This window comes from Enterococcus sp. AZ141 (assembly GCF_051714385.1).
GTDB classification, from domain to species: Bacteria; Bacillota; Bacilli; order Lactobacillales; family Enterococcaceae; genus Enterococcus_D; species Enterococcus_D entomosocium.
In genome coordinates this window covers 2078920-2091008 of sequence record NZ_JBIORT010000001.1, presented here as the reverse complement: position 1 = coordinate 2091008, position 12089 = coordinate 2078920, and the positions used below count along the sequence as shown (strand labels likewise).

The 12089-nt window shown below is 45.8% G+C and carries 9 protein-coding genes; all 9 read right to left on the bottom strand.

Annotated features, from left to right (window positions below):
* Window positions 1-345 precede the first annotated feature (345 nt).
* The 9 genes from IGI89_RS09705 to fdrA all read right to left on the bottom strand — a co-directional run bounded on the left by IGI89_RS09705 (window position 346) and on the right by fdrA (window position 12088).
* Complete coding sequence (locus IGI89_RS09705) at window positions 346-1989, bottom strand: peptide ABC transporter substrate-binding protein (RefSeq protein ID WP_008379190.1); 1644 nt, start codon at window positions 1987-1989, stop codon at window positions 346-348.
* A 28-nt stretch (window positions 1990-2017) separates the two neighbouring features.
* Window positions 2018-2728 carry a gamma-glutamyl-gamma-aminobutyrate hydrolase family protein gene (locus IGI89_RS09700; protein WP_016621451.1) on the bottom strand — a complete coding sequence of 237 codons (711 nt, stop codon included), beginning with the start codon at window positions 2726-2728 and terminating at the stop codon, window positions 2018-2020.
* A gap of 293 nt (window positions 2729-3021) precedes the next feature.
* The gene (gene ssb, locus IGI89_RS09695) at window positions 3022-3504 is read right to left on the bottom strand and encodes a single-stranded DNA-binding protein (RefSeq protein WP_016621453.1); all 483 of its coding nucleotides are present in this window, start codon (window positions 3502-3504) and stop codon (window positions 3022-3024) included.
* A 228-nt stretch (window positions 3505-3732) separates the two neighbouring features.
* Window positions 3733-4794 (bottom strand): ureidoglycolate dehydrogenase, encoded by a 1062-nt coding sequence (gene allD / locus IGI89_RS09690; RefSeq protein ID WP_438735587.1) that lies wholly within the window; start codon window positions 4792-4794, stop codon window positions 3733-3735.
* 48 nt (window positions 4795-4842) lie between these two features.
* Window positions 4843-6060 carry a dicarboxylate/amino acid:cation symporter gene (locus tag IGI89_RS09685; RefSeq protein ID WP_438735586.1) on the bottom strand — a complete coding sequence of 406 codons (1218 nt, stop codon included), beginning with the start codon at window positions 6058-6060 and terminating at the stop codon, window positions 4843-4845.
* Window positions 6061-6073: 13 nt separating this feature from the next.
* Window positions 6074-7006 carry a carbamate kinase gene (gene arcC, locus IGI89_RS09680; protein ID WP_008379201.1) on the bottom strand — a complete coding sequence of 311 codons (933 nt, stop codon included), beginning with the start codon at window positions 7004-7006 and terminating at the stop codon, window positions 6074-6076.
* Entirely contained in the window at window positions 7003-8253 is a 1251-nt protein-coding gene (locus IGI89_RS09675; RefSeq protein WP_008379204.1) for an MFS transporter, read from the bottom strand. Before IGI89_RS09675 ends, arcC begins: the two co-directional genes overlap by 4 nt.
* 15 nt (window positions 8254-8268) lie before the next feature.
* Complete coding sequence (locus IGI89_RS09670) at window positions 8269-9090, bottom strand: DUF2877 domain-containing protein (RefSeq protein ID WP_061054456.1); 822 nt, start codon at window positions 9088-9090, stop codon at window positions 8269-8271.
* Window positions 9080-12088: an acyl-CoA synthetase FdrA gene (fdrA, locus tag IGI89_RS09665; protein ID WP_438735585.1), complete on the bottom strand. Its 3009-nt coding sequence runs from the start codon at window positions 12086-12088 to the stop codon at window positions 9080-9082. Before fdrA ends, IGI89_RS09670 begins: the two co-directional genes overlap by 11 nt.
* Window position 12089: the final 1 nt, after the last annotated feature.

Sequence of the window (12089 nt, the reverse complement as noted above, 5' to 3'; positions counted from 1 at the left end):
GGATTCACTTTATTCAATTTGGTTGTTTTTTTATCAAATACTTTTTGCATCGTAATCCCTCCTTCTCTTTTTATTTTGCTGACTACACCTAACACTTTACAGATAAGTTTCTGAGAATGCAACAACTTTTATTAATTTTCTTTAAAAAAGATTGACTTTTCTAAAAACACAGATGTGAAAACAGCCCTTTTTAACAACCTTTTTTTGAAAACGAATTCCTGTTTTACCCCAAGAGTTGCAACGATTTTGGCTAAAATAAAAAAACAGATGCCCTTCTCTTCAACAAACGCTGTTTGATCAGCACACTTGGTTGAAAAAAAGTTCCTCTGTTTTCTTACTACCTGTTTATTCTGTGACAGATGCTAGGCGATAGGATACTGTTCGTCCAAAAGGAAACACTTGCACCCCTTGCAAACGATCTGTTTTCAAATACGCCACCGCCCCTTGATATAACGGCAAAACGGCTGTATCTTCAACGATCAATTGTTTTTCCAGTTCTTTCAATAAGTCCCAACGGGCAGCTGGGTCGTTTGCTAAAGTCGTCCGTGCTTCTGCTAACCCTTGATCGTAACTTTCACTAGCATACCCAGACGTATTCAAGCCACCTGTTGAATCATAAAATTCTAAGAAGTTGATCGGGTCCGCGTAATCTGGTGTCCAAGTCCCAAAGACGAGATCAAATTCACCTTGGGATTGCAAGTCCAAACGGTTTTGTAAAGGAATCGACTTGGCATCGATGGTTAATCCCGGCAAATTGGTTTCTAACTGCCCTTGGACAAACTCGATGGTTTTCTTGGCTGCTGCTGTATCTGCTGACAACAGTTCCAAAGTGATTTCCTCTTGTCCCAACTCTTCTTTGGCTTGTGCCCAAAGCTCTTGTGCGGCTGTTAAATCGTACGGCAGTAAATCGCCATTTTCTTCACGAAAATCTTGGTCTGTTTCAGGATCTTTGGCAAAGTTGCTTGGCACAAAGCCGTTCAATGCAGTGGACCCATCACCTAAGATATTTTCGGCAAATGCCTCTTTGTCGATGGCTTGTAAAATTGCTTGACGTACCTTGACATTGCCTGTGACTTCTCGTTTTTGGTTGGCACTTAAATACCCCACCAGCGCCTTTGGCACATAGTTGGCTTGAGCTGAGTTTTGGTATTGCTGCGCGTAAGTATCCGTTAAGGTGGTGTAGTCCAGTTCTCCTGTTTCAAAAAGGCTGACACCAGTCGCCGTTTCCTTCACTACTTGCACGTCGATCTTGGTCAATTGGACATTCTCAGCATCCCAATAATCAGGATTTTTCGTTAACGTCCATGATTCGTTGGTCCCGTTCCACCCTTCGATCAAGAATGGGCCATTGCCGACAAAATTTTCCGCTGATAACCCATAATCGGCACCTTTTTCTTCAGCAAACGCTTGGTTTTTTGGCATAAAAGGTGTCCCGACCAAAATTTGATCCAGATACGAGATTGGACTTGCCAATGTCAGCTCTAACGTCTGCTGGTCCAATGCTTTTGCACCTAACTCACTCACCTCAGCGTCCCCTTGACGCACTTGACTGCCATTTTTCAACACATCCATTTGATTACTGCTACTAGAACCATTCTCTGGATTAGCAACATATTGAAAGGCGTAGACAAAATCATCCGCAGTAACAGGATCGCCATTGCTCCATTTTGCATCACGAATGGTGAAGGTATAAACCAGTCCGTCTTCTGATACCGTAGGCTCTTCAGCGGACATCGCAAGCTCAGGATCCCCCTCTTGATCCAGACGGTATAACCCTTCTGCCACTTGTCCGATCATATCGGAACTATTGACATCCGTGTATTGTCCGCTATCAAGGGTTGATAAGGCGCCAGCGGTTGACACTTGAATTTCTTGCGCAACGGCTCCTTGCTCCTCTTGCTGTCCAGAATCCGTCGTGGGGCTCGTGGTACTGCAGGCACTTAAAACCAATACTGTGAAAGCAGTGATACCCATCATTTTCTTTTTCATTTTTCTCCTCCTTGCGTGATCCTCTTTCTTACAATACGTCAACGACATACTTGAAAACCGCTTGTTCTTGTATAAGCGCATCATAGGCAAAATCAGGATGCCATTGAACCGCCAACAAGCGCTGACCCACGTGTTCAATGCCTTCAATGATGCCATCAGGACTCCAAGCTGTCTTTTGCAATGGACGAGCCAATCGATCCACCGCTTGATGATGAAAGGAATTAACCTTTGTTTTTTGACCGTAAACACGAGCCAACATGCTTTTTTCAGCCGTCACGATGGCATGGGTCGGCACTTCTTTCGGAATCGGCGCCTGCATATGAATGATCTCACTGAAGGTACTGATGTCTTGCTGCAGCGTGCCACCGAATGCCACGTTGACCAGCTGCATTCCCCGACAAACCGCAAAAATTGGTTTCTTTTGCAGCAGCGCTTCATCGATCAGCGCTAGTTCAAACTCATCCCGTGCCAACAAGCCGCTTCCAGTTGCCTGATGGGTCTCCTGCCCATAAAACTTGGGTGAAACATCTTGTCCACCAGCTAATACCAGTTTATCGATCTGTGAAACATAGTCCTTGGCTGCAGCTGGCTCACTGATTGGCACGAGCAATGGCAGTCCGCCCGCTTGCTGGATCGCTCGCACATACCCTAATGGTGTGTAGGCGATCGGCAAATGATGCAGCACATCGCCAGCATCTTGCACTTCATTCGCAGCGATCCCTATAATTGATTTGCCCATCGACATCCCTCCCTGATTAACGATTTTTTCAGAAAAAAGCGGTATCTAGCAGTTGAACAAGGCAAGCGCCGCACTTTTTCTCAAGATATGTTTCAACTATTCTAAACCAATCCGCACTTTTTGTGAAACACTATTTTCACTTTCGCGATCATTTATTACAATCACCATCCTATTTAACCCCCTCTTTGATAAGCAATAAAGAACACCGCTAGTCAGATATAGTTGAATTTTACCAATACTTTCTCTACGTAAAAAAACATGCGAGAAGCCGTTGCTTTCCGCATGTTTCGTCATTAAAATAATCGATTGTCTTTTAAAAACTCCAGCATCTGTGTTTTTAGGGGATCTTTTTCATTACGGATCGACTTTGTTTGCGTTGTTTCATCAAGTGTCGATGGCCGCTTTTTAGGAAAAGGCGCCGCTGGTTCTTCTGCCAACTCTAAGATTTGGAAGCTATCCACCACCACTTCTGCCGCACAAAGTCTCTGACCTTCTGGTGTTTCATAAGGACAGCCTTGCAAGTGTCCATTGATTTTGATACTTGCCCCTTTTTGAGTATACCGTAAAAAGGTCTCTGCCTGCTTTCCATGAATGACGCAAGCAAACCATTCATGGTGCACTTCTTCACTGTTTTGCCATTGAGACACAATGACAAGATCAAAACGTACGCCCTGATCGTCCGCCGCATCAAACGCTTCTTTACTAGGCATCTCTGCGATTTTCCCAGTAAGAACCACTTTATTCATTGCCACGTTGCATCCTCGCTTTTCTCTCATTTCTTGAGTGATCTTAACTTATGCGACCTATTCTACCACATTCCAAAAAACAAGCAATCAAAGGTCGAATGGCTTAAGAAATGCTTTGAACAAAATGAACCAACTCAAAGAATTCGTCTGATCCTGCCAATAATGTGCGATTTTCTGACTGAAAACTTCTCTTTGCTCCAGACAGCAAAAAAACAGTTGGTTCAATCCCCCTCTGAACCAACTGCCTTTTGCGGATTTTTATTTAGCAAAGGAATCTTGACTACCATAGCGATCAAAATGGAGGGTTTCGCTTTCGAGATAGTCGATGATCGCTTTGGGGATCATGACCCCTTCTTGCTGGGCTTTTTCAAAGTGTATTTGGCTGATCTCTCCAGGATAGTAGACTTGTGATTGCCCTTCTACTGGCGGGATTGCATGCAGCTCAGTCACCATCTGATCGATGCTTTGCTTGAAGGTTTCGGTGTTGGTAAAACGAGATGGATCGATCACAAGAAGGAATTGTCCTAAGCGGCGTTTTTCTGTCAAGTCCGCATACATGGAGGTGACCTGTTTACCAAAAGCCAAGCCTAGCATCGAGCCAGCTAAAATATCCACCATCATCATCAAGCCATATCCTTTAGCACCAGCGATTGGCAATAATCCTTGGACAGCATAGGGATCGGTGGTAGGCAAGCCATGCTCGTCTACTGCCCAAGTATCGGGGATCTGCTGCTTCTTCGAGCGAGCATCCAAAATTTTGCCCCACGCTTGAACCGTCGTCGCCATATCAAAAACCACCGGTGGATGATTGGCTCGTGGTGCAGCAAACGCGATTGGATTGGTGCCAAAATAGTTTTCGGTTCCACCAAAAGGCACCGCCATCGGATCCGATTGACACATGGCGATCGCTACTAAGTCGGCTTCAGCAGCCTGTTTGACGTAATACGCCATCGTCCCGCTATGGCTGGTCTGCTCGATTCCTACTGCAGCGATCCCGGCTTCTTTTGCCAGATGAATGGCGATCGCCATCGCTTCATTGCACATATAATGCCCCATGCCGTTATCTCCGTGGAAAATTCCGGTAGCGGCGCCTGTTTTTTCAAAAGACATGTTTGGTTCCAGCGTGATGCCACCTTTTACTAAACGCTCGGCATAGTAGTCCATCCGCACGGCACCATGAGAATGGATCCCGCAAGCATCCGCAAAGGTCAAATGCGCCGCTGTTTCACTGGCAGCGGCTTCTGGCAAACCAGCAGCCAATAGTTTCTTTTTCATCAATGCTTCTAATTCCAGCAGAGAACGTCTGCTCATTTCTTCCATCTTTTCTCCTCCTTAGAAAAAGAGAAGCACGCTTGGCAACGGCTTCTCTTATTGATTAAACACGCGATAATCCAGTTCATCGGCTGACTTAGCGATCAGCAGCGCTGAATAGACGTCTGAGTTCACGTTCAAAATTGTCCGCAGCATGCCAACAAACCATTCGACACCAGCAAATAGCGCAATGCTTTCGATTGGTAAACCAAGCTGGGGAACGATGATTGCCAAGGAAACTAACCCCGCTCCGGGAACAACTGCATTGGCTAAAGAAACGAAAGTCGCAGTTACAGCTACCGTCACCATTTGGATCCCGTCAAAGTTGATTTGATACATTTGGGCGATTGTCATGACGGTAATCGCCATATGCATCGCTGATCCATTGCTGTTCAAAGACATCCCTAACGGCAATACCAAATTGGTGATGCGGCTACTGAGTCCTAATTTATTCTGGGATTCTTCCATAGCGATCGGCAGCGTGATGGCAGAGGAGGTTGTCGCCAATGCCATGACCGACATATTTTTCATATTTTTGATCAATCGTAACGGATTGATCCGACAATACACGGTCAACAAGACTAGCCACAGCCCAAGGAACGTGACGGTGGCTAGACCGTAGACAAGCAAATAGCTGCCTAATGGCAAAATGATCTGCAAGCCCAGGGAGCTGATCGTTGAAGCGATCAAAGCAAAAATACCGATTGGTGCCACGATCATCACGTAACGAATGATGGCAATGACGGCCTCATTCAGATCCACGATCAGCCCATAAAGAGCTGACTCAGGTTTCTTTTGCATAAAGCGATTGAGGGCAACACCAAAGAACAACCCAAAAACGATGATTTGAATAATTGACCCTTTACTCAACGCATCGAAAATATTCGTGGGAATAAAGTTGATCACTGTCTCTGATATAGAAATTTCTTGTGCTTGCAGAGGTTCGCCGGCAGCTTGTGAAAAGTCGATCCCTTTGCCTGGAGCAAAGAAGAGCGCCATCAGCACGCCCCATGCAGCAGCGAATAAGGAGGAAATCCCAAAGACAGCGATCGTTTTTCCACCCAAACGAGTGAGTTCTTTCGGGGCAATCCCCCCAACTGCTTGAATGATTTGTCCAACGATCAATAACGGGATCGCCATTTGCATCAGACGCAAGAAAAGATCGCCCAAGATTTTTAGGAATGAAGCGGCTTGCCCAAAGAACAAACCGCAAAGAATCCCTAGAAGAACGGCAATAACGATCTGCGTCACCATCGGTAGTTTTTTTGCTTTCACTTTGATCCCCTCTTTATTTTCGAAGTATGGTTCCTGTATGCTGATCCAGTTCAGCTAACTTTTCGATTGAGGTAATAATCGCGGTTCTGGCTGCATCTTCTTCAACAAAATCAATCGCAGCTTCTATTTTTGGCAACATACTGCCCGCTGCAAAATGGCCTTCCTCGATGTAGCCCTTGGCTTGTGCCACACTGATTTCTCCTAAGGCTTGCTGATTCGGCTGGTTGTAATTGATGTAGATATTGTCGACACCGGTCAAAATAATCAGGCGATCGGCCTGCACATCTTTTGCTAAGACACTGGCGGTAAAGTCTTTGTCGTTGACGGCTTCCACGCCAGTAAACCCATTATCGTTGCGAACGACAGGTACGCCACCGCCACCGGCACAAATCGTGATCACACCTGCATCGACCAATGTTTTGATGGCTTCTTTTTCAACGATTTCTTGCGGTTTCGGGGATGGAACCACTTTCCGGTAACCACGCCCAGCATCTTCTTGATATACCCCGCCATTGGCTGCCATCGCAGCATTGGCTTCCTCTTCACTATAAAAAGGTCCGACTGGTTTGGAAGGTTTCTCAAAGGATGGATCTGCTGGATCGACACGAACTTGGGTGACTAATGAGATCACCGATGGATGTGCTTGTCGTGTGGCAAACTCATTGATCAAGGCATTTTGCAGCCAATAACCGATACTTCCTTGGGTCATTGCCACGCAGCTGTCTAATTTCAATTGGGGATTTTTTTCACTTTCCCCTGCTTTTTGCTGCAACAGTAAGTTGCCGACTTGTGGTCCATTGCCGTGACAAACAATGACTTTTTCCCCTTTTTCGACAAAATCGGCAATATAACGTGCTGCTTGCGCAACAACTGCTTTTTGTCCTTCATCACTGGGGTCTTTATCTAAAATAGCATTGCCGCCTAACGCGATCACATTCAAACTCATTTTATGCTCTCCTTCTGATTTTCCTTTGCTAATACGGCAAAAACACCTAATCCGATCAGCAGTAATAGACAAGACAGGTAAAACCCAACCTGCATCGATCCTAAAGAATCGGCTAAAAAGCCAGTAACATAAGGTGCTAAGATCGACCCCGACATCCCGATAAAGTTATAGGCACTCAAGGTCGTTCCTAAGGCGCCTTTTGGTGCGTTTTTCGTCACAAAGGTCACGACGATTGGATCAAGCGCCAGCTTGCCAGTCAATCCATACAAAATCAAAACAGTGATCAATAAGGTACGATCCGTTACAAAGGCAATGGCAAATACGGAAAGGGTCGCCAATGGGACCAATAAATAGACTAATTTTTTCGTCGCGCCAGTTTTATCATTCAATCGAGCAAAAATCAACGCACCTGGAATCGATGCCCATGGGACTAAGGAAGCAATAAAGCCGACACTCGCCCCTTCAAAGCCACGCTCGGCAATCAAGAATTGCGGCAGCCAAGTTATAATCACAAAGTTTGCATAAATGCTGGTAAAGCATAGAACAAAGGCTGCCACGAGATTGCGGTTTGAAAAAATCTGCTTCAAGGAAATCTTTTCTTTTGGCCCCTCTTCTTTTATTTCTTGTCCTTCATCTTCTGGACGAATCACTTTTTCTTTCAAAACAAAATAGAACAAGACACCGACAATCAAGGTCGGAAACGCCATTAGGAAGAAGGGTTGGCTCCAATGGCCCCCGTTATCCAAGACCAATTTACTAGAAAGCAAGTACCCGCCAGACGTTCCAAACGCCATCCCACTGTTGATAATGGCATTTCCGACGGTCCGTTTGTTGTCGGGAATCGCTTCGGTAGACAATGCGTATTGCGGACCGTAATAGGCACCTTGACCAATCCCTGCAATGGCACGAATCACTAAGAACAAAACGAAGCTTGTGGCTAGCCCACTGAAGTAAGTAGTCACCGCCAATAAAACAAAACCTAGGGCGATCACCAATTTGCGACCGATTTTGTCGCCGATGATGCCAAAAGGAATTTGCGCAACGGCATATGTCAAAAAGAAAATACTATTGGCAAGTCCTAGTTGTGTGTTGCTTAAATTGAATTCTTCTCCGATCACACCCATGATTGGATTGAAGATCGTCCGTGTGGCGTACATTAAAATCCAGCCGACAAAGAAAATAGCAACGACTTTTTTCCAGTAAGAATTGCTTACTTTGACCGCATCTTTCTGGTTACTGATTTCCATGATTTCTCCCCATTTCTATTCTTTTTCCTCAAGTGACAATGACTCCAACGCTAACAACAACCCAAAACTAAGATCTTTGCCTGACGAATGACCAACGGACATCAACTGCTGCACATCTTTTTCAATCACTTGTGGGTTTTGCTTTTTTAAGTCTTTGAATAATTGCAGCATCAGAGAATTGACATACCCTTGACTGGCACTTTGAATATAAGCAAGGCTGACATCCGTCGTAGACAGCGGTTTTGCCAATGCTTGCGCTAACGCGTCAGCTTCCGGCTGCTGCAAGGCATAGAGCATCGCTTGATAGGCAACTAAAAGATCATCGCCGCTAGGTGTCAATCCTTTGCCGCGGCCAATCAGGTGAGCAATGATTGGTTCCCAATCTGAGACAGGCTGCCGCAATGCCGCAAACACTGCTTGGGTTTTCTCATCTTCGGGCAACCCAATCTTGGTTTCTAGTTTTTGTTGAAGCAGGATTTCTTTCAAAAGCTGCAATTCCGCAGAGGTGAAGGATAGCTCCTTCACCTGCAGCGAAACCAATTCTTTTTCCTCTAATGAAAGAGAAAATGTTCCTTTTGTGCTGTAAAAGGTCAGACCATGCTCTCGGACTTGCACGCGATTGCCGACCTCGATCAAAGGCAGGACTTGCTCAAACAATGCATCTGGTAAAAAGACTCCGAAGCCAGTCAAATAGTTGCGATAGTTGTTGATATTGACCAGCTGCTGCCCGATCATCACATTGAATGAACGATCAAACACGCTATGCACCCGACCGGTACGACCGAATCGTTGCAATGGGTCTAGATAATCACTGATTTTGATTTTCTCAGTCAACATCGATCCCCAGATCCTTCGCATAAGCCGTCAAGGCATTTTCAAAACAGCCTAACGGTGCACGCACCGTCCCTGCACCGACTTGACCGACACCTGCTTCTTTATGGGCGATCCCAGTATTGATGATTGGGGTGATGCCTGTTTCAACGACTTTCCGGATGTCGATCCCCAAACAAGTCCCCTGGAAGTCCCATGTTGGGATCGAGAAGGTCGGATTATGACCGAAACAGATTTTTGCCATTTCATTGGAAGTTTCTAGCGCATCTTCAAAGCCACCAGCGCCGACAAAGCGTGTTACACCTGGTGCGGCTACCATCGCCATTGCTCCGACACCGACGGTTTCAGTAATGGCACTGTCCCCAATATCAGGATTGCCATCTGCTTCGGTAAACCCAGTAAAGTACAAACCTTTCGGCGTATTGACTGGTGCAGTATGCCATTGGTCTTCTGTTTGGGCGACACGAACCCCAAAATTGACGCCGTTTCTCGTCATGGTGGTCACGATCGTTCCTTTGGCATCGACACGGGCACCGTCAACGATGGCTTTGCCGGTTGCCATCATGATATTCAAGAAGAACTGATCGGTATCTGCTAAGAACTTGATCACTTCATATTTTTGCTTTTCATCGATTTCTGTTTGGATGATCAACGGCGCGATCTCTTTCAAGAAGTTCAATGATGCTGCAATATTTCGTTGATGGAATTCATCCCCCATTGTGATCGACCGGGCAATCAATACATTCAAATTGATGCCTTCTTCAGTTAGTTTTAATGCCTTGGCAATGGTTGGTCCTAAGACGTCTTTGATCCAATCCAAACGATCGATGACTTCTTGTGAATAAGCACCGAATCGCAAGACTTTACCGATCCCTTCGTTCAAAATACAGTAGGCTTTGTTGCCGACAAGGCGGTTTTCAACCACAAAGACAGGCATATTCCCTGAAGTGATCCCGCCCATTGGACCGACTGCCTGGACATGGTGACATGGCATAAAGCGGACTTCCCCACTTTCGAGTAGGCGGCGGGCTTCGTCTTCATCCTTCGCCCAGCGTTCAAACAAGGCAGCGCCGATACAAGATCCTTGCATCGGTCCCGTCATTTCCGACCATTGGATCGGTGGTCCTGCATGCAGCAAGGTTTTCTGGCTTTCGTTTAATTCAGCGATCACTGATTTAGCTGGAACGACATCGATCAAGAATGGTTGGGCATTTTTGATTTTATCCGTCACTGCTTGGTTTTCAGCTGTGATTTTTTCGTCAAATTCTTCTAACGCGTCTAAAATACGGATCATTTTCTTGTTGCCGTTAGCACGAGGACGCCAGTTGAATTGTTCTGTTTTCCCGCCATATTGCAGGATCGATTCATTGAAGCTTTGTAAGCCAACATTGATGATCCGTGGTTTGGTGGTCAACAGCTCCATTACTTTCTCGCTAACTGTCGGCACCTCAACTTTGCTACCAGTATAGTCATTGACTGTTTTGTCTGCTTCAGAAAGAGTCGCCCCTTTTAAGGCGAGGGCTAATTGCACTGCTTGAGCATTGCTTGGTGCCACATAGACGCCAGCTGCTTTCAAACGGTTGACTGCTTCTTGATAGTTTTGCGGATCTTTTTCAGTTCCGCAGACGGTAGCAACAAAGTATAGCGCGCGATCAGCTGCTTGGGCTGTTTGCTGTGCAGCTTCGATGGCTGGTAACAGTGCACCTACCATATCTGCATGTGCGCCGTAACCTAACACCACATCAAATAAAATGACCCCGGTTTGCTCATCTTGCGCATAGTCTTCGATTTTTTTGATGCGCACTTCAGGATCGATCATTGGGTGCGGTTTGCCTTGGGTATAGATATCATCACCAAGGTCGATCACATCATAGCCGTGGGAATGCAAGATATAGCCTTCTTGTTTTACAAGGCCTTCTAGATTCAAGGCTTCGGAGATCAGCATTCCTGCTTCGGCAGCTAATGTACCGCCAGAATAAAGACCTTTGACCACTTTGTCTTCAGCGAGTTTTGGCACATCTGGGGTTGCCCCGCGTTCAAAATAGTTCGCCTTGACTGGTTCTTCATTGGCAAGATCAACAGCAATGCGCGCTGTTTCTTCCAGAGTATGTGCCAAATAGACTTTTCCTTCATGGGCTTCTGGTTTTTCTCCTAAGAAAATCGCTACTACAGGTTTGCTGATACTTTGCAGCAATTGAACGACTTCATCCCGCACTTCTTTTGCAGGTGGTTTCGAGATCACGCAAATCACATCTGTCGGTTCATGATTTTCTAAAGCAACGATGGCATCTTTGACAGTGATCGCCCCAACTTTGTCGCTTAAGTCACGTCCGCCGGTCCCAATGGCATGTACGACACCACCGCCTAATCGGTCAATGATCGTCGTCACTTCTTGAATCCCCGTACCAGAGGCACCAACGACGCCGATGTTTCCTGGTGCCACGACATTCGTGAAGGCAATCGGAATGCTGGAAATAATACCGGTCCCACAGTCAGGCCCCATCATCAATAAACCTTTTTCATGAGCCAGCTTTTTCAAACGCACTTCATCTTCGATAGCAACATTGTCCGTAAACGAGAAAACATGCAAGTCATTTTTTAACGCTTTTTCCATCTCGGCTGCGCCATATTCCCCAGGAATACTAAATAATGCAACATTGGCATCTGGCATTGCGCTCAAGGCTTCTTGCCATGAAGCCGCCGCTGGCGTTTCTTTGCCTTGATCTTTTGCTGAAAGATCAGCTAAAAATGAATCGATTGCTGGCATTACTTGGTCCATGATCTGTTCGTTTTGGCTATCGACCACGATCATCATATCGTTAGGTGAAGCACCTTCTGCCTCTTCAGAAAGCAAGCCAGTGTTATTTAATATGTCTTTGTTTGCATCCGTCCCCATCATGATTTGACTCATTTCGACATCGCCTAGATCATTGATCGTATTCGTCAGCAGCATTAAGTTAATGGAATCTTGGTAGTTATTCTTTAAGATTACTGTGTGCAGCATT